Here is a 22778-nt window from a genome sequence, read left to right on the forward strand (position 1 = left end):
CCGCTATGCCCAGGAGTTCTACACCACGGTGAAGACGGCCTATACGCTGGCGTGATGCGCTGGCCTGAGCGAGATCGTTGATTGTTGCTTCTCTTTTGCCGGGCCTTGGGCCCGGCTTTTTCATGGCGCGGTGGCGATCAGCCCAGCAGCGCTGCTCTGATGGTCTTGACGCCGTCGGCGTTGTCCCAGACCCCTTCTTCCAGCGCGTCGTGAATGCTCTTGTCCAGAGCGGCAGCCAGTTGCTCGCGTGTCTGGGCAGCCTGGGGGCTGGCGTCCAGCACGATGCGCAAGGCAGTGGCCAGTGCCGTGATCTGGGCTGTGAGATTGACGACGGTGGTGTTGGAGCTCATGAATCGGTCCTTGAAAATGCGATAACAGGGCAGCTGGCACGGCGCGCAGTGCGGGGTGTCCAGCTGTCAACGGCCTTCAGTGTCGCGCGGGTGGATACTGCTGTTAACGTATCAACAATGAGCAGCGGCCGCGAAGATCTCGTCTGGTTTCAAGGGCGGATAGTCTTCAGATGCTTTACGGTAAAGCACCGGCAGCTACTGTTTTTGAGAGTTCTATAAGACAGGAGAGACAAGAGCATGAGTCCGAAAAGAGTCTGTATCTACGGTGCCGGAGCCATTGGCGGCTGGCTTGGCGTGGCGCTGGCCAGGGCCGGCTGCGAGCTGAGCGCCGTGGCGCGGGGCCAGACGCTGGCTGCGCTGCAGCACAACGGCCTGACGCTGGTGCATGGCGAGGAGCGTGAGACCGTGGCCGTCAATGCGCAGCAGGACCCGGCCGCTCTGGGCGTGCAGGATGTGGTGGTGATTGCCGTCAAGGCGCCGTCCATGCCCGATGTGGCGCGTGCCGTCGCACCGCTGATCGGCCCGCAGACCCTGGTGCTGACCGCCATGAACGGCGTGCCCTGGTGGTTTCTGGCCGGTGGCGTGGATGCCAGCCTGCGCGGCCTGCAGCTCAAGGCCGTGGATCCGCAGGGCGAGATTGCGCGCGCCATTCCCACCGAGCAGGTGCTCGGGTCGGTGGTGCATGCCAGCTGCTCCCTTGACGCTCCCGGCGTGGTGCGCCGGCATTTCGGCAACAGCCTGATCGTCGGCGAGCCCACGGCCCAGTCCGGCGATGCGCCCACGCCGCGCCTGCTGGCGCTGGCCGAGCTGCTGCGTGCGGGTGGTCTCGAGCTCAGGCTCAGCGACAATATCCAGCGCGACGCCTGGTACAAGCTCTGGGGCAATATGACCATGAACCCCGTCAGTGCGATCACGGGCGCGACCACGGACAGGATTCTGGGCGATGAGCTGGTGCGCAACTTCATCACGGCCGTGATGCTGGAAGCCCGCGAAATCGGCGCGCGCATCGGTCTGCCGATTGCCGACAGTCCGCAGGACCGCCATCAGGTCACGCTCAAGCTGGGCGGCTTCAAGACCTCCATGCTCCAGGATGTGGAAGCCGGCAAGCCGGTGGAGCTGGATGCCCTGGTGGGCGCCGTGCGCGAGATGGGCGCCATGTGCGGCATGACCACTCCGTTCACCGATGCCCTGCTGGGACTGACGCGGCTGCGCGCGCAGCAGCTGGGTCTGTATCCGGTGTAAGGCGGTGGCGGGCAGGGCGGTCTTGGGCCTAGACTAGGCGACATGAGCACCACATCTACCCAGACCGCACCTCTCAAGTCCGCGTCCGCGCAGGACAGCCATTGGGCCACGCTGTGCGTGGTGACGACGACCGTTGGGCACTCGGCCGAGGCCGAGGACATGGCGCGGGCGCTGGTCTCGGCCAAGGCTGCGGCCTGCGTGCAGACCGAGCGCATCACCTCGTATTACGAGTGGGACGGCGTGCTGCAGACCGCTCCCGAATGGCGTTTGATCTGCAAGACCCTGCCCGAAGCCCTGCCGCGGCTGACCGCGCTGCTGCGCAGCCATCACAGCTACGAGGTGCCCCAGATCACCATGCGCACCGAGCGCTGCCTGAACGACTATGCCAAGTGGATCAAGCAGCAGGTGCAGCTCTGAAGGCTGAATAAAAAAGGAGCGCCTTGCGCGCTCCTTTATTGGGTTTCAGTACTGAATCTATCTGAAAACTCGATAGATAAAGCGCTGGAAGCTATGGTTATTGTGCTTCAGGACAGCAGGGCCTGGGCGAACTCGCGTGCGCTGAAGGTCTCCAGATCCTCGATCTTCTCGCCCACGCCGATGAAGTAGACGGGCACGGGGCGCTCCTGCGCAATCGCGGCCAGCACGCCGCCCTTGGCCGTGCCGTCGAGCTTGGTGACGATCAGGCCCGTGAGCTGCAGCGCATCGTCGAAGGCGCGCACCTGGGTCAGGGCGTTCTGGCCGGTATTGCCGTCAATCACCAGCAGCACCTCGTGAGGCGCCGTGCCGTCGGCCTTGCTCACCACGCGCTTGATCTTCTTGAGCTCTTCCATCAGATGCAGCTGCGTGGGCAGGCGTCCGGCCGTATCGACCAGCACCACATCCTTTTTGCGCGCTTTTCCGGCTGAAACGGCATCGAAGCTCACGGCGGCGGGGTCGCCACCGTCCTGGCTGATGATCTCCACGGTGTTGCGATTGGCCCAGACGCCCAGCTGCTCGCGCGCGGCGGCGCGGAAGGTGTCGGCGGCGGCCAGCAGCACGGACTGCTCGCCGTCGGCCAGATGCTTGGTCAGCTTGCCGATGGAAGTGGTCTTGCCCGCACCGTTGACGCCGGCCACCATGATGACGGTCGGTGTGTGCTCGCCGATGGTCAGCGGCTTTTCCAGGGGCCTCAGCAAATCGGTCAGCGCATCGGCCAGCAGCGCCTTGACGGCGGCAGGCTCGGTGGTCTTGGTGTCCTTGACGCGGCGCTTCAGGTCTTCCAGCAGATGCAGGGTGGCCTTGACGCCGGTGTCGGCCATCAGCAGCGCGTCTTCCAGCTCTTCATAGAGCCGGTCGTCGATCTGCGTGCCGGTAAAGACGGTGGCGATGCTGGAGCCGGTCTTGCGCAGACCGGCTTTCAGCCGTTCCATCCAGTTTTGACGGGAATTTGGGGCTTGCGGCTTTGCGGTAGGCTCGGGGGCTGCTACAAAATCCTGAGTGGCAGGCTGATCTTCGGCGGCCTTGGCCGTCGCGCCGCCACCAAAGGGCTTGCGCCACCAGGAGCTGCTGCCGTTTTCGGCAGGCGTATCCTGTGGAGCGGGCCCGGTTTGCGGGGCAGGAGCGGGCGCCGCGGCTGCCTCGGCAGCGGGCGTGGTGTTCACTGCATCGGGTGAACTGGGCTTTTTCTTGAAAAAACTGAACATTGGCGGGTTTTTAGAATCGCATCATTCTATGAAACATGTACGCGCACTCCCTGTACTGGGCTTAATGGCCTGTTTGAGCGCTGGGGCAGCCTTGGCTGCGCCGGGCGCATCGTCGCAACCTGTGCCTGCTGTCGCCACGGCGGCCGCGCCACAGGTGCAACAGTTCACGCTGAAGAACGGCATGCAGCTGATCGTGCAGCCCGACCGGCGCGCGCCCACGGCCGTGCACATGGTCTGGGTACGCGTAGGCTCCATGGACGAGGTCGACGGCACCACGGGCGTGGCCCATGCGCTGGAGCACATGATGTTCAAGGGCTCCAAAAGCGTCAAGCCCGGAGACTTCTCGCGTCGCGTGGCGGCGCTGGGCGGCCAGGAAAACGCATTCACCTGGCGTGACTACACGGGCTATTACCAGCAGATTCCGTCCAGCCGTCTGGAAGACGTGATGAAGCTGGAGTCCGACCGTTTTGCCAACAATCAGTGGCCGGACTCCGAATTCAAGAAGGAAATCGAGGTCATCAAGGAAGAGCGCCGCATGCGCACCGACGACCAGCCGCGCGCCATGCTGATGGAGCAACTGATGGCGGCCACCTTCATGGCCTCGCCCTATCGCCGCCCCGTGGTGGGCTGGATGAGCGATCTGAACTCCATGACGCCCGGCGATGTGCGCGATTTCCACAAGCGCTGGTATGTGCCTGCCAACGCCGCCGTGGTCGTGGTGGGGGACGTGAACGTCAACCAGGTGCGTGCCTGGGCCGAGAAGTATTACGGCAGCATTCCCGCGCGTGCCCTGCCGCAGCGCAAGCCGCAGATCGAACCCAGGCAGATCGGCGTGCGCCGCATCGAGGTCAAGCAGCCTGCCGAGCAGGCTTTTATCGCCATGGCCTATCGTACCCCCACGCTGAAGAGCGTGGACAAGCTGCAGGCCGAGGACAAGGATGCGCTGGCGCTGCTGGTGCTGTCCGCCGTGTTGGACGGTTATGACGGTGCTCGCCTGGAGCGCGCCCTGGTACAGGGCGAAGGCCAGGCCAACGGCCGTGTGGCCGATAGCGCCGGCAGCTCGGCCAACATCATGGGGCGCGGGCCCAGCCTGTTCATGCTGACCGGCGTTCCGGCCCAGGGCAAGACCGTGGCCGATGTGGAGGCTGCGCTGCGTGCCCAGATCAAGAAGGTGGCCGAGGAGGGCGTGCAGGCTGACGAACTGGAGCGCGTCAAGACGCAGTGGATGGCATCCAACGTCTATGAGCGTGATTCCGTCATGGGCCAGGCCCAGAACCTGGGCAATTACTGGATTCAGAACATGCCGCTGGATGCCGAGGACAAGCTGCTGGCCGAACTGCGCAAAGTCACCTCTGACGATGTGAAGGCCGTGGCCGCCAAATATTTTGGCGACGACCAGCTCACTGTCGGCACCCTGGTGCCTCAGCCTCTGCCGGCGGGTAGCAAGCCCCAGCGTCCCATGTCGGGCAAGGCGGATGCAGACAAATCCATGCACTGAGCGCAGCGGAGAAACATATGAAAACTATGAAAAAGATAGCTGCTGGCGCTTTTGTGGTAAGCGCTGGAATGGGTTTTCTAACCCAATCTGCTTGGGCCTTGCTGCCGATAGAGCATTGGACCCAGCCCAGTGGCGCCCAGGTCTGGCTGGTGCAAAGTCCTGGCATTCCCATGGTGGATGTGCAGGTGGACTTCGACGCCGGCAGCCGCCGTGATCCCGAGGACAAGGTGGGCCTGGCGACAGCCGTGGCCATGATGTCCTCCAAGGGCATCAAGGCGGCAGGCGATGCGCCTGCGCTGGATGAAAATGGCCTGGGTCAGGCCTGGGCCGACCTGGGCGCCAGTTTTGGCGCCAGTGCGGGGCGTGACAGCTTCAGCTACGGCCTGCGCACTCTGACCGAGCCCAATCTGCAGCAAAAGGCCGTGGCCCTGGCGGCGCGCCAGATCGCCTCGCTAAGCTGGCCCGATGCCGTGTGGCAGCGTGATCGCGAGCGCTGGAGTGCCTCCATCAAGGAAGCCGACACCCGTCCCGGCACCGTGGCCTCCAAGGCATTCCGCAAGGCCGTGTTCGGCAGCTCGCCCTATGGCTATCAGACCACGGTCGACAGCCTGGGCCGGATCGATGTTTCGGCCATGCAGGATTTTCACCGCAAGCTGATTGCCGCCTGCCGCGCCAAGGTCAGCGTGGTGGGGGCGGTCAATCGCCAGCAGGCCGATGCCATGGTCAAGCAGTTGCTGGGGCCGCTGCAGGCCACCAATGGCAACGACTGCCCGCCGCTGCCTGCCGTGGCCAAGGTGCAGGATCTGCAGCAAGCCAAGGTCGAGAACATTCCGTTCGAGTCGGCCCAGGCCCAGGTGCTGATCGGCCAGCCCGGCATTGCGCGCAACAACCCCGATTTTCTCGCCGTGATGGTGGGCAACCATATCCTGGGCGGCGGCGGCTTCACTTCGCGACTGATGGAAGAGGTGCGTGAAAAGCGGGGCCTGACCTATGGCGTCTCCAGCGACTTCTCACCCGGACTGGATCGCGGCGCCTTCATTATCGGCCTGCAGACCCGGCCCGATCAGGCGGCCGAGGCGCTCAAGGTCTCGCAGGACGTATTGCGCAAATTCATTGCCGAAGGTCCTAGCGACAAGGAACTCAAGGCGGCCAAGGACAACCTGATCGGCGGCTTTGCCTTGCGCATAGACAGCAATCGCAAGCTGCTGGGCAATGTGGCCAACATTGCCTGGAATGGCCTGCCGCTCGATTATCTGGAGCACTGGACCGATCGCGTTCAGGCTCTGACCACCAAGGACGTGAAGGAGGCGATGCAGCGCATGGTTCAGCCCGAGCGCATGGTCACCATCACTCTCGGAGCCAAGCCATGAGCCGCAGCGCCATCAAGCTACACACCCCCGCAGGCCGCAAGGCGCTGGACAAGATGATTCACGAGTCCGAGCGCAAGGCGCAGGAGCTGGCGGCCAGCCGTCCGGCCCGCCCCGGAGCCAAGGCTGCCCAGCCCGCTGCAGCCAAGCCGGCCGCCACGGGGGCCGGTGAAATCCGCATCATTGGCGGGCAATGGCGCCGCACGCGCCTGGTCGTGGCGCAAAAGCCCGGTCTGCGGCCCACGCCCGATCGCGTGCGCGAGACCCTGTTCAACTGGCTGGGCCAGGACTTGAGCAACTGGAAATGCGTCGATGCCTTCGCGGGCACGGGGGCGCTGGGTTTCGAAGCCGCATCGCGCGGCGCCAGCAGCGTCATCATGAACGAGCAGGATGCAGCCCTGGTGCAGCAGCTGCAGCGTCTTCAGCAAAAGCTCGATGCCAGGATGGTCAAGGTGCAGCGCGGTGATGCGCTGAGCTGCCTGAAGACCGTGGCGGGCCAGGATCTGATTTTGCTGGACCCGCCATTCGGTCAGACCGAGCTGTTCGAGCCCGCGCTCAAGGCCGCCACGGCGGCCTTGAATGATGGCGGCTTCATTTATCTGGAAGCTCCCGAAGCCTGGGCCGAGGACCGCCTGCTGGAAATGGGGCTGGAGCTGCACCGCTATCTGAAGGCCGGCGCCGTCCATGCGCATCTGCTGAAGAAGCAGTAAAGCCTTGCAGCCGAACCGGGAGCTGCTGGCGCTTCGAGCAGAGGCGCCAGCAGCTCTTTTTTGCATGGCTCAGCGCTGTGCAGGCCTGAATGCATAATCTCTTTACGCTGCACTGCAGCAGCCCTCACCCTCATCAAGACCCGCAGGAGAGAGATAAGCCATGAGTCAGGACCTGATTGCTGTTTACCCCGGAACCTTTGACCCGATCACCCTGGGGCATGAAGATGTGGTGCGCCGGGCTGCACAGTTGTTTGGCAAGGTCATCGTGGCCGTGGCGGCAGGCCATCACAAAAAGACGCTGTTCACGCTGGAAGAGCGCATTGCCATGGTGCGCGAGTCCTGTGCCAATTATCCTCAGGTGGAGGTGGAGAGCTTTGACGGGCTGCTCGCGCATTTTGTGCTCGCGCGCGGCGCCAAGGCCATGGTGCGCGGCCTGCGTGCGGTGACGGACTTCGACTATGAGTTCCAGCTTGCCGGCATGAACCGCACGCTGATGCCCGAAGTGGAAACCGTGTTCCTCACGCCCAGCGATCGCTATCAGTTCATCAGCTCCACCTTTGTGCGCGAGATTGCCACGCTCAATGGCGATGTGGACAAGTTTGTTTCCAAGGGCGTGCATGAGCGCCTGATGGTCAAGGTCGGCCGCAAGGCCTGAGCTTTCAGCCTCCCTGGCTAGTCGCCCTGCTGCGATAGCTGCTGATGGTTTCGTGGACAAAGCGCAGCTTGTCCCAGGCCGGGCCGGAAATGGCAAACGGATAGGCATCGCCATGGCCGAGGCTGCGATTCAGGCTGTTGTGCAGCAGGGTCAGCGGCACCCACTGGGATTGCATCACCGAAAAATCGGGCGGCACCGGCCCCAGCGGGTTTTGAATGAGTTGCTGGCCCGTGCTGGGTATGTCCGGCACGGTAATGCAGGTGCCGTAGCTGGCTGCGGTCTCCAGCAAGTCCACCATGTGCAGATAGTGAGCCCAGGTTTCGGCCCAGTCCTCCCAGGGGTGTGAGGTGGCATAGGCGCTGATGAACTGACCGCGCCAGCTGTTGTCCAGCGGGTCCTTGCCGTAATGGCGCTGCAGGGCCTGGGCATAGTCCTGATTCTCATAGCCAAACAATGCCCTGAAGCGCTCCAGATGCTCGCTGTTGGCTATCAGCTGATCCCAGTAGAAATGTCCCGATTCGTGACGCAGATGTCCTATCAGCGTGCGATAGGGCTCGTGCAAGGCCTGGCGGCGTTTGGCACGTTCGTCGTCGTCTGCCTCGACCACGTTGAGCGTGATCATGCCGCTGGCATGGCCGGTCATGACGGGATTCTGGCCGGGCAGGTCTGCGAGCAGGGAAAAGCGCGGCTCGGCTACGCGGTGCCCATGAGGGTCCAGCAGGCCCAGCCTGGCCAGGGTGTAGAACAGCCTGCGCTTGGCGACCTCGATCTTGGCCCAGCGCAGCTCATTGGCGGGATCGCTGCCGTCCGGCAGCCATTCGGTCTGTCGGCAGGAAACGCAAAGCGGCTGCGGGTCTGAGGCCTCGATCGCAAAATTGCACAGGCTGATGTTGTGTCGGTGGGCGCAGGCGCGGTAGCGTGTGTCGGGGCCCCCGGCCGGGGGCAGAATGCCGACGCGCAACTGGTCGGGCAGGAATGCCTGGCTTGCTCCGCAATGCACGCATTGCAGGCTTTCAAAATAGATCAGGTGGCCGCAGGCCTCGCAATTGAAAACTTGCATGCGGACACTTTAATGGCGAAGTCAGCGACCCGGTTGTAGGAAAAAACAAAGCCAGCTCAAAAGCTGGCTTTGGGGCTGGAAGTGCAGCCCTCGGACAGGGCTTTGCCTCATGCGGGTAGATCAGGGTCTGACCACGATGCTGTTGCGCACTTCGCGCACATGCTTGGTCGTGCGGGCAATTTCGCCGGCACGGGCCTTTTCTGCTTCGGATTTGGCAAAGCCCGACAGCTGCACGGTGCCGTTCATGGTTTCGACGCTGATGGCGGTTGCAGAGACATTCTTGTCTTCGGCCATCTTGGCCTTCACCGCAGTGGTGATGCCGGCGTCGTCCACATAGGAGCCCACAGTCTGCTGGTCACGAGCCACCGAACAGGCTGTGGTTGCCAGCACGGTCGTTGCAGCGACCAGACTGAAAGCCAAAGCGCGAGTCAGATTCTTCATATGGTTCTCCCTTGGTTTTGAAAAGGCGCAAAGAACGCTTGCGAAAAACGGCTCAGAGTGAATTCCTGCTCACTTCCTGCGCGAGCGGCCCAGAAAGAAAGCCGTCGCCAGAGCCGCCCCGGTCGCCGCGGCGATCAGCACGGAGCGTCCGGGTTGTGCGGACACATACTTGGTGGTCGCATCCGCTGCGGTGTTGAACTGACGGCGTGCGCGGTGCGAGCTGTCGGCCCAGAAGTTGATACTGCGCTCGGCCAGATCCTGTGCCCGGTTGGCAAGGTTGTCGATCAGCGGGTTTTCGCTGTCGTCGATATTGCGTATATGACGCCCTGTGGAGTCGATGGCCTCGGAGGCTGTGCGCCGTGCGCGGCGTGCGGCGTCATGAACCTTGTCGGCGACGTCCTCTGCCACGTCCTGAGCTTCATTCACCATTTTCTGGGCGGCCTGCTTGCCGGAGTCCGTTGCATCTTCAGCGGCATCGGCTACCTTGTGGGCCACATTCTGGGCGGATTGGGCGGCATGCTTTGCCGATTCCTTGGCATCGGCAGCCAGCTCCTTGGCGGCGTCCTTGAGATCTTCAACCGTGTCCTTGGCGTCTTTTACGGCTTGGCTCATTGTTTGGAACTCCCTGAAATCTAGAAATTATCGTGACAGCGTGAAGTAACGCCAGTCTTCGTAACCCGGCCTTTCGGAGGCAGAAGCTGAGAGCGATCATGGCGAATACTGGTGGTTTGTGCAATGTGCCGGAACAAAGTTCTACACATTTGGCACCAATGCTATTTCTTCACGAGGCCCATCAGGAAGGTGATGACGGCCATGACCAGAAACACGAAAAACAGAATCTTGGCGATACCTACGGCGCTGGCCGCGATGCCGCCGAAGCCGAACACTGCAGCGATCAAGGCAATCACCAGAAAGACAATGGCGTAGTGCAACATGGTTTTCTCCTATCGAATGCAGGCCGACAGGCATTGCCGTGCGGCCATGTATTGAATGTAGAGAACTGAGCAGCCCAAGCTTGACGGTGAGCTTCTGTCACCAGGGTCGGGGTATTTAGGGACAGTCATGTAGGACTGCGTTGACATGTGCGTCCAGTTCAGGTGCTTGCCATTGTCAAAGGAATGACTGCCGAGATCGTGGTTCCCTTGCCGAGCTGGGATGCCACGGTAAGCCTGCCGCCGACAGCTTCAACGCGGTGTTTCATGCCTGCCAGTCCATGGGAGTTGGGGCGCATGCTGGCCGTCTCGAAGCCTTGGCCATCGTCCTGGATCTGCACGGCCACATAGGTGGGATAGTTATGCACCGTGACGATGACATGGCTGGCCCTGGCGTATTTCCCGATGTTGGTGAGCGACTCCTGTACGACGCGATAGACCGTCAGCTGCGTGGATTCAGGCAGGTCCACCTGCTCCAGGCTGCATTCCACCTCGATGTTGCTGCGTTCACCGAATTCCCGGGTCAGGATTTCCAGCGCGGTGGTCAGGCCCAGGTTGGAGAGAGAAGAGGGTCGGAGGTCTTCAATGATGCGGCGTTTGAGTGCAATTCCGCTGTTGAGCGTCTCGATCAGATGGGTGATGCGTTCGGAGACGTCGGGTGTCGAGGTGTCGATCTTGGACTTGAGGCGCGCAACGTCCAGTTTCGCGGCGGTCAGCAGCGAGCCCAGTTCATCGTGCAACTCACGTGCCAAGTGCGCTCGCTCATCCTCGCGTACCTGCTGCAAATGGGTTGCCAGCTCGGTGAGGGCCGCTGTGCGGTCGCGAACGACTTCCTCCAGACGATTGCGTTCATCGCGCTGAATCTCCTGCTCGCGCTGATGTGAGTGCTGCAGCGCATTGGCCTGTCGCAGGTACATGAAGAAGCCCAGAATCCCCAGGGCGGTCACTGTCGCAATTCCCAGGCGTGACAGACCCAGCGTTTGTTCGATATCCGCGAGATTGGACTTGACGCGCTGATCGATGCTGTCCATCAGGGTTTTGATGTGGCCCCGTATGGCATCCATGTTTTCCATGCCTACGTCGGTAAACATCACAAAGCGCCACGCTTCATCGTTGCCCTGGCGATAAAGGCGCAGGCTCAGCTCCATTTCGCTGGTCTTGCGCTCGACCTGGCGGGCCAGTGGAGTAAAGGTTGCCAGCTCCTTGGGGTCCATGATGAAGATGCCGCGCAGGTCATCCATGCTGCTGCTGATCGCGGCGGAGGCAGAGTTATAGGGCTCGAGATAGCGCTCCTCTCCTGTCAGCAGGTAGCCGCGCAGGCCGGTTTCCGCATCCAGCATTTGCTGCATCAGCAAATTGAGCTTGGCTCTGGTGGCTTGCGTCTTGGTGAGCGTGTCCAGAGCCTGCAACGAACGCTTATAGCCAGCTTCATTAATGCTTACCATTAAGACTGCCGCAATGACTGCGATCGTCAGGCTGACTGCAATTTTGCGGATATTGGTCCAACGCATCTACATCCTCTCACCTACAAGGCAATTACCTGATATTCTGCATAACCGTAGCGTCAACGACTGACATCATAGTGCGGGTCTTAAAATGTGATGCGCCCTGGAGATGAGCGCAGTTTCATGAAAAGAGGTGTTCATGATAAAAGTAGGCATAGTGGATGACCATGCGATTGTTCGCTCGGGATTACGCCAATTCCTGTCGGAACATGTAGATCTGAGGGTCGTGGGAGAAGCGGGCAATGGGCGGGAGGCCATTGACCTGGTTCGGGAGCATGAAATTGACGTGCTGTTGATGGACTTGTCCATGCCAGGGCAAAGCGGCATAGATGCCTTGGCCATGCTCAGAGCCAAAGCACCTGATATGGGCATCCTGATACTTAGTGGATACCCTGAGGAGCATTACGCAATCAACTTGATTCGTCAGGGGGCCAGCGGATATCTCAACAAGGAGTGCGATCCTCAGGATATTGCAGAGGCCATCCGGACTGTGGCTCTGGGAAGGCGTTACCTGACGCCGGCAGTGGCCGATCTCCTGGCCCAGCAACTCAACCGCAAGGATGATGTTCCGGCACACGAGCAATTGTCGGAGCGTGAGTTTCAGGTATTCCTGAAGCTTGCGCGCGGCGAGACGGCTGGAGACATTGCCAAATCGCTTTCGTTGAGCGTGAAAACAGTGAGCACTTACCGGACAAGGCTCATGGAAAAAATGGGCCTTTCCTCAAATAGCGATCTGACATACTATGCATTGAAAAATCGATTGATCGATTAATGCAGACTCAAATAAAAAAGGCTTGAAATATTCAAGCCTTTTTTATTTTGCGTTATTTTCAAGATTTACTGGTATTTAAATCAATACAGAAATCTATAAGCGCATCGATTTCGTTGGATTTGTCAAATACGGCATCTGCGCTGAGTTCAAGGCAGCGCTGTCGTATATCGGCGGTCGCGTAATTGCTCAACACGAGCAGCTTTTTCTGCGGTGGTCGATGTTGAAGGCTTGTGACGATGCCGAGACCGCTGCCCTCGCGCAAGAACAGGTCCACGATGACCAGATCCCAGGCGTCAGGGTTGTGGCTGAGCCAGCGTACAGCATCGGCTTCGGTCTCTGCCACCCCCACCGCTTCCACATCGGCAAGCTCCGCCATCGTCGCAATCAGGTTGTCGCGAATCGTGGGATTGTCTTCAACAAGAAAGGTACGCAGTTTCACGACGGTAGCAAGCTGATGAGGTGGACGCCAAGGATCAAGCGGCGAGAGTCATTTCAATTCTCAATGTGGAAAATCAATTACGGCCCATGAAAAAATCATTGTATTGTCATTTTTTGTAATTTGTGTTTGGCGTTCCGCAGATATCACAGGTTTTAACCCTAGCAATTTTCATCCTACTCCACTCCATGGAACGTGCATCAAGCATTTGAAGTTGTCCGACAGAAGATCGGCCAAAACCGACAATCAGCTTCAGTGCTTCTGCAGCTTGCTGGGTGCCGATCAGCCCAACCAGCGGAGCAAAGACGCCCATGGTTGAGCACTGAACCTCTTCGAATTCAGCCTCTGGCGGAAAGACGCATGCATAGCATGGGCTGTCGGGGTTGCGTGGATCAATGACCATCAACTGGCCATCGACACGGATGGCAGCTCCTTCGACCAGGGGTACGCCGTGGCGTACGCAAGCTGCATTGATGGTCTGGCGGGTCTTGTAGTTGTCGGTGCAGTCGAGCACGATGCTTGCCTCGGGCAGCAGTTCATCGAGCAGGGTCTCGGTTGCACGCTGCTGGATGCAGCGAACTTCGATCCCGGGATTGATGGCATGTACGGCAGTGCGGATCGATTCCACCTTGGGCATGCCTATGCGCTCGGTCGTGTGGGCAATCTGGCGCTGCAGATTGGTCATGTCCACGACGTCGTTGTCGACGATGGTGATGCGCCCTACACCTGCCGAGCCCAGATAGAGTGCGGCAGGCGAGCCCAAGCCGCCAGCTCCAATGATCACTGCATGCGCCGCCAGAATGCGCTCCTGGCCTTCGATGCCGATCTCGTCGAGCATGATGTGACGGGAATAGCGTAGCAATTGATCGTCATTCATCGGTTTGCTTCCATGGTTCCAAGAAAAAAGCCGGGCAAGCCCGGCTGATTTTGAGCGGGTTCCATAACCCGGTGCTTATTTTTTGCTCTTGTCGGAGTCGCCTTTTTCGGGCGCTTTCTTGTCAGCGGGCTTTTTGTCCGCGGCCGTCGCGTCTCCGGGCTTCTCTTCGATTTTGCGCTCCGTCAGGGTTTTGCTGACCTTGACAGGTTGGCCTTTGAGCTTGTTCAGTGCCTGTTGCAGCTGAAAGTCCTTTTCAGACCCGAATTCCGGCAGGCGGCGTTCGGCGGCTGGCTTCTTGGCTTCCTCTTCCAGGCGTTTGCGCGCTTCCTCGCGGGCCTTTTCAAGTGAATCGTTCTTGACCTCCGCACCCTGTCCGCTGGACAAATGCTTTTCAAGGTCTGCTTCACGCATGCTCAATGCAGCAAACAAATCGCCGTCTGCAGTCTCGTCCACCATCACATCGGGCACGATGCCCTTGGCCTGAATGGATTTTCCACTAGGCGTGTAGTAGCGCGCCGTCGTCAGCTTGAGAGCCGTATCGGGCCCCAGAGGGCGCACGGTTTGCACCGAGCCCTTGCCAAAGGACTGGCTGCCCATGACGGTGGCGCGTTTGTGATCTTGCAGAGCTCCGGCCACGATTTCGCTGGCCGAGGCCGAGCCTTCATTGACCAGCACCACCAGAGGCAGCTTTTTCAGTGCTGCAGGCAGGCGTTGCAAGGGGTCGCCAAAACCGCGCTGGGCGTAGAACTCGGGCGAAGCCTTGTAGACGGCCTTGCTTTCGGCCAACTGGCCGTTGGTCGAAACCACGGGCACATCGGGTGGCAGGAAGGCCGCAGAGATGGCTACGGCCGCATCCAGCAAACCGCCGGGGTCGTTGCGCAGGTCCAGCACCAGGCCCTTGAGATTGGGTTCCTGCTTGTAGATTTCCTCGACCTTGCGGACAAAGTCATCGACGGTGCGTTCCTGGAACTGGCTCAGACGAATCCAGGCGTAGCCAGGTTCGATCACCTTGCCCTTGACCGATTGGGTCTTGATTTCTTCACGGGTGATGGTGACGGGGAAGCTGCGGCTTTCATCCTTTCGCAGGATGTTCAGGCGCACCTTGGTATTCGGTTCGCCACGCATGCGCTTGACAGCGTCATTGAGCGTCAGGCCCTTGACGGCCGTGTCGTCGATCTTGGTGATCAGGTCGCCGGTCTTGAGACCCGCACGGAAAGCGGGCGAGCCTTCGATGGGGGAGACGATCTTGATCAGCCCGTCTTCCATGGTTATCTCGATGCCGACGCCCACGAACTTGCCGGAAGTGCCTTCCTTGAATTCTTTGTAGGTTTTCTTGTCGAAGTACTGGGAGTGAGGGTCCAGGCTGGAGACCATGCCGGAGATGGCGTCGGTGATCAGCTTCTTGTCGCTGACCTGCTCCACGTAATCGGTCTTGATCAGGCCGAAGACGGCCGACAACTGCTGGATTTCTTCAAGTGGCAGAGGCGTCACACCCCCGCGAGCCAGCGTCTGCAGGGATACGGTGGTCAACGCACCGGCGACCACGCCCACAGAGATCCAGCCTGCAATTTTGATTTTTTGACCCATAGCACCCCTTAAACCATTCGCAATATACACCTTGGACGGCGGAAGGCCCATGAGGTTCCACAGGCCTTTTGCCGTGTCAGTCCTGTTCAGACTGCGCAAGCGGCCTGAACAGGAACGGTGAAGAGGTCTCTCTCAGGCCTTGCCCTGGGCTGCAACTGCCGCTGCAGCCTTGGCTGCGGCTTCGGCGTCGCCCAGGTAGTAGTGGCGGATGGGCTTGAGGTCGGCGTCCAGCTCATAGACCAGAGGAATGCCGTTGGGCACGTTCACGCCCACGATCTGGTCGTCGGCGATGTTGTCCAGATACTTGATCAGGGCGCGGATGGAGTTGCCGTGTGCGGCCACAACCACCCGTTTGCCGGCCTTGATGGCGGGTGCGATGGACTCGTCCCAGAACGGCACAACGCGGGCCACCGTGTCCTTGAGGCACTCGGTCAGCGGGATCTGCTCGGGCTGCAGCTTGGCGTAGCGCACATCGCTGCGTTCGCTGCGCGGGTCGGTGGCTTCCAGGGCGGGAGGCGGCACGTCGTAGCTGCGGCGCCAGACCAGCACTTGCTCGTCGCCGTACTGCTTGGCCATATCGGCCTTGTTCAGACCCTGAAGGCCGCCATAGTGGCGTTCGTTGAGGCGCCAGCTATGCACCACGGGCAGCCAGGTGCGGTCCATTTCATCCTGCACATGCCACAGGGTACGGATGGCGCGCTTGAGCACGCTGGTATAGGCCACATCGAAGTCATAGCCTTCTGCCTTGAGCAGTTGGCCGGCCTTCTTGGCCTGTTCGACGCCGGTGGCAGTCAGATCCACATCGGTCCAGCCGGTGAAGCGGTTTTCAAGGTTCCAGGTGGATTCACCGTGGCGGATCAGAACGAGCTTGTACATGGATTCTCTCAAAGTAGCAAAGCAGTAATGACACAAAGTCAAAACCGTGCATTTTAGGGGCTGGCCTTTGTCCGGGCTTGAGGCAAGGTAAGCCGGTCGTGTCCAGCGGTGGCCGCCAAGCTATTCCTGTTGGGCCCTTCGGGGATTGTGCAGAGCACTCACTTGCGCCCTGGGGCATATGAACAGAGGGTTTGGGATTACGGGAGGAGGGGCTGTGGCTCTCTGGCGTGATCCGCCGGCAAGCCTGCCTCTAAAATCGTTCGGTTTGCCATCCCAAGGAATGACGTGAAATTCATCATTGATAACTGGTATTTGATCCTGATTGCCGTGGCTTCGGGTGTGATGCTGCTGCTGCCCGCACTGCGCGGAGCGACAGGTGGTTCGCTGTCGGCAGCGGCTGCGGTGCACCTGATCAACCGCGAAAAAGCCGTGGTGCTGGACGTCTGCGAGCCCGAAGAGTTTGCCGCCGGCCATGTCAACGGAGCCAGGAACCTGCCGCTGAGCCAGTTGGAAGAAAAGCTGCCCACCACCGTCAAGAACAAGCAGCTGCCCGTGGTGCTGGTGTGTGCATCGGGCGCCCGTGCCGTGCGTGCCGAGGCCGTGGCCAAGAAGCTGGGTTACGAAAAGGCCCAGGCGCTGGCTGGCGGCATGAAGGCCTGGCGCGATGCCGGCCTGCCGGTTGAAAAAGCCTGATTCGGCCGCAACTGAGAACTCTGACGATTGCAGCACAGCATGCTGCATTGCAAAAACTACAAGGAAGTTGCTCATGCAAGCCGTGAAGATGTACACCACCGCCGTCTGCCCCTATTGCATTCGTGCCAAGCAGATTCTCAAGTCCAAGGGCGTGGATCAGATCGAGGAAGTTCGCATCGATTTCGATACCGCTGCCCGCGATCACATGATGCAGGTCACCGGCCGCCGCACCGTACCCCAGATCTTCATTGGCGATACCCATGTGGGCGGTTGCGACGATCTGATGGCGCTGGATGCCAAGGGCGGTCTGCTACCCCTGCTGCAAAGCTGATTACTTGCCGTGCCACTGCCGCCAAACGGCATGAATTTGCGCTTTGTGCTGCTTGCTACGATGCAGCCTCTGGCTGTCACTGCATAATGCAAAGCGCTATTTCATGGAAATGCCTGCTGTGAGGATAGCTGCGTGCTAGTCCTCTGCGCAGGCATTTTCATTTCCCTCTCAAGATTTTCTGAAAGACCTAGCTCATCATGGCCGAACAAGACAACAGCCCCGTGTTCCAGATCCAGCGCGTGTATCTGAAGGACCTGTCCCTGGAGCAGCCCAACTCTCCCGCCATCCTGCTGGAGCAAGAGCAGCCCAGCGTGGACATCCAGCTGGGTGTGGAAGCCACTCCCGTGGCTGAAGGCGTCTACGAAGTGGCCGTGACCGCCACGGTTCAGACCAAGATTCAGGACAAGACCGTGTTCCTGGTCGAAGCCAAGCAGGCCGGCATCTTCGAAATCCGCAACGTGCCCGAAGATCAGATGGGCGGCGTGATCGGCATTGCCTGCCCCCAGATCATCTACCCCTATCTGCGCGGCAACGTGGCCGACGTGGTGACCCGCGCCGGCTTCCCTCCCGTGCACCTGGCCGAAATCAACTTCCAGGCCATGTACGAGCAGCAGCAAGCGGCTGCCGCAGCACAGGCCGAAGGCCAGCTGCCCCAGTAAGCTGATGGCAATTGCTGATTCCTGCGATGTGCAAGAATCGGCAGCCAGGCAAAAAAGAGGCCCTAGCGGCCTCTTTTTCTTGTGCGTTGTGCACAAACTGCTATCAAAATTCAGGTATGAAAATTCTTGTCATCGGCGCTGGCGCCTGGGGTACGGCCATGGCCATCAGCGCGGCCACCCATCCGGAGCAGGATCGCGTCAGCCTCTGGGCGCGTGACCCGGCGCAGGCGCAGCTCATGCAGGCCGAGCGCGCCAATAGCCGCTATCTGCCCGGCATCCGCTTCCCGGATGCGCTTACGGTGGTCAGCGGAGATGTGATGGCCCATGTTGCGGATGCCGATCTGATTGTGCTGGGCACGCCCATGGCGGCGCTGCGCCAGTGGCTGGGCCAGCTCAAGGATTGCCGCCGGCCCGTGGTCTGGCTGTGCAAGGGCTTCGAGGCCGTGGCCGCCGACGCACCTGCCGGCAGCTATGGGCTGATGGCGCATGAAGTCTGCCAGCAGGTGGCGCCGCAGCTGCAAAGCGGTGCGCTCAGCGGCCCCAGCTTCGCGGCCGAGGTGGCGCGCCAGCAGCCTACGGCTCTGGTGGCAGCCAGCGCCCATGAGGGCGTGAGCGAGCTGCTGGTGTCGGCCTTTCACGGCGAAGCCATGCGCGTCTATGCCAATCAGGACATCGTGGGCGTGGAAGTGGGTGGTGCCGTCAAGAATGTGCTGGCCATTGCCACGGGTCTTTGCGACGGCCTGCAGCTGGGGCTGAACGCGCGTGCAGCCCTGGTCACGCGCGGCCTGGCCGAGATGACGCGCCTGGGCGTGGCGCTGGGCGCGCGCGCCGAGACCTTCATGGGCCTGTCCGGCCTCGGCGATCTGGTGCTGACCGCCACCGGCGATCTCTCGCGCAATCGCAAGGTGGGTCTGCTGCTGGCCGAAGGCAAGAGCCTGGAGCAGGCCGTGACCTCGCTGGGCCATGTGGCCGAGGGCGTGTACAGCGCCCGCACCGTGCTCGCCCGGGCACGCCAGGTCGGTGTGGAAATGCCGATCACCGAAACCGTGGTTGCCTTGCTGGACGGCCAGCTGCCGGTCACCGAAGCCGTGCAGCACCTGATGGTGCGCGATCCGCGCGGCGAATAAGCCAATAAAACCATAGCTGCTAGCGCCTGATATTCATGGATTTCAGATGCTTTTATGTCTGAAATGCAATGAATTCATGTGCTCGAAGCTATTGTTTTAGAGGCGATGCCTATTTCCCCTCTCTGACGCTGAGCCAGGCACTCGCCGCCCCGCACAGCGCAATGACGACCATGCCCAGTACGGCCCATTGGTCGGGGATATGGCCATAGACCAGCCAGCCTGCCAGCAGCGCGCAGGGAATCTGGCTGTAGAGAAACGGCGTGATGGTCGCAGGCTCGGCTTTTTCATAAGCCTTGAGCAGCATCAGGTGTCCGACGGCGCTGCCTGCACCCATGGCAATCGCGGCCAGCCAGAGCGCGGCGCTGTCCGGCAGCTGCCAGACCCAGGGCAGGGCCATGCAGCTCAGGCTCAGGGCCACTAGGCTGGTGTAGATCTGCGTGGTCAGCGGGCGCTCCTTGCCCGCCATGCGGCTGCTCAGGATCTGATAGGCGGTATTGGCCAGCAGCTGCAGCGCAGGCCAGACCAGGGCCCAGCCGCTGAACTGGCCGCCGCCCGGCCGCAGGATGACCAGCGTACCCGCAAAGCCCAGCGCCACCAGCACCCAGCGCAAGGGGCTGACCTGCTGGCCCAGCCAGCAGGGTCAGTGCCAGCGGCGTCAGCGCCACGATGGCCGTGAACTCCGCCAGCGGCAGATAGCGCAGGCTGAGCATGGCCAGCGCATTGCTCAGGCAAAACAGAATGGCGCGCAGAAACTGAAAGCCCGGGCGCCGGGTGCGAAAGATGTCCAGTCCATGGCGAGCCACGCCAAAGCCCACGGTCAGCGCCGACTGCAGCGCATAGCGCAGCCACAACGCCATCAGCAGTGGCAGCAGGGCGCCCGCATATTTGGAGCCCGTATCGAGTATCGAAAAACAGGCGCAGGCCAGCACCGTAAAGCCAATACCCGTCAGCGTGTGGCGATGGGGGGAAGTGGCGGGTTGCTGTGACATGGAGAGAGCTCATTGGGCACTGCGCGGTGCCATAGAGAAAAGAAATTCAGGTGATTCTGGCCTGAAACCCTTTAAAGATAAGCGCTAGCTGCTATTTAACTTGAAGATGCAATTGCTAAAGGGCGCGGGCCAAACAAGAGCAGCCAAGCAAGGGCCGCCCCGCAGCGATGGCTGCGTCCCCCTCCCATAGCGCGCAGCGCGTAGAGAGAGGGGGAAGCCGCAAAGCGGCTCAGGGGGAGCTTACAAGCCCAATTCCAGGGCCAGCAGTTCCTCCACCGTCTGGCGACGGCGAATCAGCTGGCTCTGCGCTCCATCGACCAGCACTTCGGCGGCCAGCGGGCGGGTGTTGTAGTTGCTGGACATGGAGCTGCCGTAGGCGCCCGTGTCATGAATCACCAGCAGGTCGCCCACGCTGGCGCCGGCCAGCGAGCGCGGCAGCACCACGCCGCCGTCGCCCTGGGTGAAGACATCGCCCGATTCGCAAAGCGGGCCGGCCACCACGCTGTCCTGCGCGGGCAGGCTCTGGCCGTCGCGGCGCAGCACTTCCATGCCGTGGTAGCTGCCGTACATGCTGGGGCGCATCAGTTCGTTGAAGCCGGTGTCGACCAGCACGAAGTGGTTGCTGCCCGCATTCTTGGTGGCGCGCACGGTGCCCAGCAGCACGCCGGACTCGGCCACCAGGAAGCGGCCGGGTTCCAGTTCCAGACCCAGGCTGTGGCCCACGATGCCTTCTGCCTGCTTGCGCGCCGCATCCCACAGGCCGTGGTAGTGGTTGGTGTCGATGGTGGCATCGCCCTGTTTGTAGGGGATGGACAGGCCGCCGCCGGCCGAAATCGCATGCAGGTCCACGCCCGCCGCCTTGGTGCGCTCGACCAGCTTGACCATGGCGCCGCAGACTTCCTGCAGATGGCCGTAGTCCACGCCCGAGCCGATGTGCATATGCAGGCCGGCCAGCACCAGGCCGCCGGCCTTGATGGCGTCCAGTGCGGCTTCGAGTTCGCTGTGCCAGATGCCGTGCTTGCTGTGCTCGCCGCCGGTGTTGGTCTTGTTGCTGTGACCGTGGCCGAAGCCGGGGTTGATGCGCAGCCAGACATGGTGGCCCTTGGACACGGCGGCCAGCTGGTGCAGCATGTCGATGGAGCCCGCGTTCACAGGCACCTGGTGTTCCACCACGGTGGCCAGCGTGGCCTCGTCCATCACGTCGGCCGTGAAGACGATATCGGCAGGTTCGCCGAAGCCGGGCGTAAAGCCCGCCGCCAGCGCGCGCAGGACTTCGCCGCGCGAAACCGCATCCACCTTCACGCCCTGCTCGCGCATGAGCTTGAGGATGTGAATGTTGGAGCAGGCCTTCTGGGCAAAGCGCACGGTGTCGAAAGCCTTGAGCTGGGCAATGCGCTCGCGGATGGTGGCGGCGTCATACACCCACAGCGGCGTGCCGTACTGGTCGGCCAGGTTCCAGAGCTGTGCGGGAGAGAAGGGGTTTGCCATGGGTGGTCTCTTGAAAGGGAATAGTTCAGCGCATCATGCATGCGACTATCTATTCAGTCCAATAGCTTGATTTTTGAAGATCATTCAATATTGATATGCTTTTGGTATGACCGATTCAGAAGCTTCTCAGCGCATCACCCATCGCCATATCGAGGTGTTCCGTGCCGTCATGACGGCCGGCAGCGTCACGGGTGCGGCGCAACTGCTCTATACCTCGCAGCCCACGGTGAGCCGCGAGCTGGCTCGCATGGAGCAACTGCTGGGCTATGCGCTGTTCGAGCGCGTGCAGGGCCGGCTGCGTGCCAATGCACGTGCCTTGCTGCTCTGGGACGAGGTGCGGCGCAGCTGGCAGGGCCTGGAGCGCGTGATCGACCGCGCCGTGGAGCTGGGGCGCCCGCAAGGGGCGAGCATCAGCGTGCTGTGTCTGCCAGCCCTCAGCCACGCCTTGCTGCCGGGCGCGCTGGCGCGTATGCAGGCCAGTCACGGCGCAGTGGCCGTGAGCGTGAGCACCCAGGAGGCACCGCTGCTGCAGGAATGGATGGCGGCCCAGCGCTTCGATCTGGGCCTGTCCGAGCTGGCCGATGCGCCACCGGGCACACGCAGCCAGCCCTTGCCTGCCATGGACGAAGTGGCCGTGTTGCCTGCCAGCCACCCGCTGGCGCAGAAGGCGCTGCTCAGCGCGCGGGACTTTGAAGGCGAATCCTTCATCAGCCTGGCGCGCGACGACCCCTACAGGGCGCAGATCGATGCGGTGTTTGCCCGCGCCGGCGTGCAGCGCCGGCTGAGCCTGGAGACCGCCAGCGCCGTTGCCGTCTGCGCCATGGTCCAGCACGGCCTGGGTCTGGCCATCGTCAACCCGCTGACTGCGCGGGCTTGTGCCGGCCCGCAGCTGGTGGTGCGGCCGCTGGCGTTTTCGATAGCGTTTCAGGTGCATATGCTGCTGCCGCTGCACCGGCCTGCCGATGCGGGCCTGCCCTGGCTGACGGCGGCATTGGAGCAGGAGGCACTCAGCCTGCTTGGGCACAGGCGCTGAATTCGGCGATAGGGCTTTCACAGGTGAGCTTGCGCAAACTTCTATGTTGCAGTGCACAATAAAACGCCTGAATGCAAGGAGTTACACATGCCTGAATCCGCCATCCCCCACCGCACTGCCAGCGAACTGCTGGACATCAGCATGGCCGTGCCTCAGGTCATCAACCACCGGCTCACGCGCATGGCCCTCAGCGGTCCGGTGCTCTCTGCGCGCGACCAGAAGGAGTTCACGCGCATGGTGGTGGAAAAGCAGGTCGCCTTCAGTCAGGCCTGGCTGACCATGGGGGCCGAAATGTTCAAGGTGCAGCAGCAACTGTGTCTGGCCTGGATGCGCAACCCCTGGACCATGGGTCAGAAGCTGCCCGTGGCGGCCGACAAGGTGGCGGCCAGAAGCCTGGCGCCGATTCGCCGCAAGGCCGTGGCCAATGCCAAGCGCCTGTCGCAGACCAGCCTGAAATAAGCGGCCACC

The 22778-nt window shown here is 61.5% G+C and carries 26 protein-coding genes; 13 read left to right on the plus strand and 13 right to left on the minus strand.

What is annotated here, in order from left to right:
* Nucleotides 1-137: 137 nt before the first annotated feature.
* Entirely contained in the window at nt 138-350 is a 213-nt protein-coding gene (locus tag AAIL66_RS09105; protein ID WP_039049675.1) for a hypothetical protein, read from the minus strand.
* Between the two features lie 237 nt (nt 351-587).
* Here AAIL66_RS09105 and AAIL66_RS09110 point away from each other — a divergent pair, with 237 nt between their 5' ends.
* Both AAIL66_RS09110 and cutA read left to right on the plus strand, forming a co-directional pair.
* The gene (locus AAIL66_RS09110; protein WP_343496533.1) at nt 588-1592 is read left to right on the plus strand and encodes a 2-dehydropantoate 2-reductase; all 1005 of its coding nucleotides are present in this window, start codon (nt 588-590) and stop codon (nt 1590-1592) included.
* A 42-nt stretch (nt 1593-1634) separates the two neighbouring features.
* Nucleotides 1635-2009 (plus strand): divalent-cation tolerance protein CutA, encoded by a 375-nt coding sequence (gene cutA, locus AAIL66_RS09115; RefSeq protein WP_034355786.1) that lies wholly within the window; start codon nt 1635-1637, stop codon nt 2007-2009.
* Between the two features lie 107 nt (nt 2010-2116).
* Here cutA and ftsY read toward each other — a convergent pair whose 3' ends face one another.
* Entirely contained in the window at nt 2117-3274 is a 1158-nt protein-coding gene (ftsY, locus tag AAIL66_RS09120; RefSeq protein ID WP_045838601.1) for a signal recognition particle-docking protein FtsY, read from the minus strand.
* Between the two features lie 28 nt (nt 3275-3302).
* Here ftsY and AAIL66_RS09125 point away from each other — a divergent pair, with 28 nt between their 5' ends.
* The 4 genes from AAIL66_RS09125 to coaD all read left to right on the plus strand — a co-directional run bounded on the left by AAIL66_RS09125 (nt 3303) and on the right by coaD (nt 7504).
* Entirely contained in the window at nt 3303-4772 is a 1470-nt protein-coding gene (locus AAIL66_RS09125) for a pitrilysin family protein (protein WP_343496534.1), read from the plus strand.
* A 17-nt stretch (nt 4773-4789) separates the two neighbouring features.
* Nucleotides 4790-6142, plus strand: coding sequence for a pitrilysin family protein (locus tag AAIL66_RS09130; RefSeq protein ID WP_343496535.1), 1353 nt, complete (start codon nt 4790-4792; stop codon nt 6140-6142).
* Entirely contained in the window at nt 6139-6849 is a 711-nt protein-coding gene (gene rsmD, locus AAIL66_RS09135; RefSeq protein ID WP_034391701.1) for a 16S rRNA (guanine(966)-N(2))-methyltransferase RsmD, read from the plus strand. Before AAIL66_RS09130 ends, rsmD begins: the two co-directional genes overlap by 4 nt.
* 160 nt (nt 6850-7009) lie before the next feature.
* Nucleotides 7010-7504: a pantetheine-phosphate adenylyltransferase gene (gene coaD / locus AAIL66_RS09140; RefSeq protein WP_034377907.1), complete on the plus strand. Its 495-nt coding sequence runs from the start codon at nt 7010-7012 to the stop codon at nt 7502-7504.
* A gap of 4 nt (nt 7505-7508) precedes the next feature.
* Here the strand turns inward: coaD and AAIL66_RS09145 are convergent, their stop codons facing one another.
* The 5 genes from AAIL66_RS09145 to AAIL66_RS09165 form a co-directional block, all read right to left on the minus strand.
* The gene (locus AAIL66_RS09145; protein WP_256628484.1) at nt 7509-8564 is read right to left on the minus strand and encodes a putative zinc-binding metallopeptidase; all 1056 of its coding nucleotides are present in this window, start codon (nt 8562-8564) and stop codon (nt 7509-7511) included.
* A gap of 120 nt (nt 8565-8684) precedes the next feature.
* Nucleotides 8685-9005 (minus strand): BON domain-containing protein, encoded by a 321-nt coding sequence (locus AAIL66_RS09150; protein ID WP_003066716.1) that lies wholly within the window; start codon nt 9003-9005, stop codon nt 8685-8687.
* 69 nt (nt 9006-9074) lie between these two features.
* Nucleotides 9075-9617 carry a YtxH domain-containing protein gene (locus AAIL66_RS09155; protein WP_343496536.1) on the minus strand — a complete coding sequence of 181 codons (543 nt, stop codon included), beginning with the start codon at nt 9615-9617 and terminating at the stop codon, nt 9075-9077.
* A gap of 161 nt (nt 9618-9778) precedes the next feature.
* Nucleotides 9779-9940, minus strand: a complete 162-nt coding sequence (locus AAIL66_RS09160; protein WP_003051882.1) for a DUF1328 domain-containing protein — start codon at nt 9938-9940, stop codon at nt 9779-9781.
* A 158-nt stretch (nt 9941-10098) separates the two neighbouring features.
* Nucleotides 10099-11448: a CHASE3 domain-containing protein gene (locus AAIL66_RS09165; protein WP_003066721.1), complete on the minus strand. Its 1350-nt coding sequence runs from the start codon at nt 11446-11448 to the stop codon at nt 10099-10101.
* A 133-nt stretch (nt 11449-11581) separates the two neighbouring features.
* Here AAIL66_RS09165 and AAIL66_RS09170 point away from each other — a divergent pair, with 133 nt between their 5' ends.
* Complete coding sequence (locus tag AAIL66_RS09170; protein WP_003051886.1) at nt 11582-12214, plus strand: response regulator transcription factor; 633 nt, start codon at nt 11582-11584, stop codon at nt 12212-12214.
* A 58-nt stretch (nt 12215-12272) separates the two neighbouring features.
* Here AAIL66_RS09170 and AAIL66_RS09175 read toward each other — a convergent pair whose 3' ends face one another.
* The 4 genes from AAIL66_RS09175 to gpmA form a co-directional block, all read right to left on the minus strand.
* Nucleotides 12273-12653, minus strand: coding sequence for a response regulator (locus AAIL66_RS09175; protein WP_034355771.1), 381 nt, complete (start codon nt 12651-12653; stop codon nt 12273-12275).
* Nucleotides 12654-12759: 106 nt separating this feature from the next.
* A complete protein-coding gene (locus AAIL66_RS09180) occupies nt 12760-13527 on the minus strand; it encodes a HesA/MoeB/ThiF family protein (protein ID WP_034355768.1) in 768 nt (255 codons plus the stop codon).
* 75 nt (nt 13528-13602) lie between these two features.
* Nucleotides 13603-15114 carry a S41 family peptidase gene (locus tag AAIL66_RS09185; protein ID WP_034355765.1) on the minus strand — a complete coding sequence of 504 codons (1512 nt, stop codon included), beginning with the start codon at nt 15112-15114 and terminating at the stop codon, nt 13603-13605.
* Nucleotides 15115-15246: 132 nt separating this feature from the next.
* Nucleotides 15247-15990 (minus strand): 2,3-diphosphoglycerate-dependent phosphoglycerate mutase, encoded by a 744-nt coding sequence (gene gpmA / locus AAIL66_RS09190; RefSeq protein WP_003066733.1) that lies wholly within the window; start codon nt 15988-15990, stop codon nt 15247-15249.
* Nucleotides 15991-16275: 285 nt separating this feature from the next.
* Here gpmA and AAIL66_RS09195 point away from each other — a divergent pair, with 285 nt between their 5' ends.
* From AAIL66_RS09195 to AAIL66_RS09210, 4 genes are all read left to right on the plus strand, one after another.
* A complete protein-coding gene (locus tag AAIL66_RS09195) occupies nt 16276-16683 on the plus strand; it encodes a rhodanese-like domain-containing protein (RefSeq protein WP_003066735.1) in 408 nt (135 codons plus the stop codon).
* 73 nt (nt 16684-16756) lie between these two features.
* Nucleotides 16757-17014 (plus strand): glutaredoxin 3, encoded by a 258-nt coding sequence (gene grxC / locus AAIL66_RS09200; protein ID WP_003066738.1) that lies wholly within the window; start codon nt 16757-16759, stop codon nt 17012-17014.
* Between the two features lie 197 nt (nt 17015-17211).
* A complete protein-coding gene (gene secB, locus AAIL66_RS09205; protein WP_003066740.1) occupies nt 17212-17673 on the plus strand; it encodes a protein-export chaperone SecB in 462 nt (153 codons plus the stop codon).
* Nucleotides 17674-17789: 116 nt separating this feature from the next.
* Complete coding sequence (locus tag AAIL66_RS09210; protein WP_063664984.1) at nt 17790-18800, plus strand: NAD(P)H-dependent glycerol-3-phosphate dehydrogenase; 1011 nt, start codon at nt 17790-17792, stop codon at nt 18798-18800.
* Nucleotides 18801-18909: 109 nt separating this feature from the next.
* On the opposite strand, the gene AAIL66_RS09215 is transcribed toward AAIL66_RS09210, so the two are convergent.
* On the minus strand, nt 18910-19401 hold the full coding sequence (locus AAIL66_RS09215; protein ID WP_343496649.1) for a DMT family transporter: 492 nt from the start codon (nt 19399-19401) through the stop codon (nt 18910-18912).
* Nucleotides 19402-20029: 628 nt separating this feature from the next.
* The gene (gene lysA, locus AAIL66_RS09220) at nt 20030-21277 is read right to left on the minus strand and encodes a diaminopimelate decarboxylase (protein WP_034405137.1); all 1248 of its coding nucleotides are present in this window, start codon (nt 21275-21277) and stop codon (nt 20030-20032) included.
* A gap of 106 nt (nt 21278-21383) precedes the next feature.
* Between lysA and AAIL66_RS09225 the strand changes: the two genes are divergently transcribed.
* Together AAIL66_RS09225 and AAIL66_RS09230 are read left to right on the plus strand one after the other, a co-directional pair.
* Nucleotides 21384-22310: a LysR family transcriptional regulator gene (locus AAIL66_RS09225; RefSeq protein ID WP_045838596.1), complete on the plus strand. Its 927-nt coding sequence runs from the start codon at nt 21384-21386 to the stop codon at nt 22308-22310.
* An 87-nt stretch (nt 22311-22397) separates the two neighbouring features.
* The gene (locus AAIL66_RS09230; RefSeq protein ID WP_003072662.1) at nt 22398-22769 is read left to right on the plus strand and encodes a polyhydroxyalkanoate granule-associated phasin; all 372 of its coding nucleotides are present in this window, start codon (nt 22398-22400) and stop codon (nt 22767-22769) included.
* The last annotated feature ends 9 nt before the right edge of the window (nt 22770-22778 follow it).

This window comes from Comamonas sp. F1-6 (assembly GCF_039581415.1).
GTDB classification, from domain to species: domain Bacteria; phylum Pseudomonadota; class Gammaproteobacteria; order Burkholderiales; family Burkholderiaceae_C; genus Comamonas; species Comamonas thiooxydans.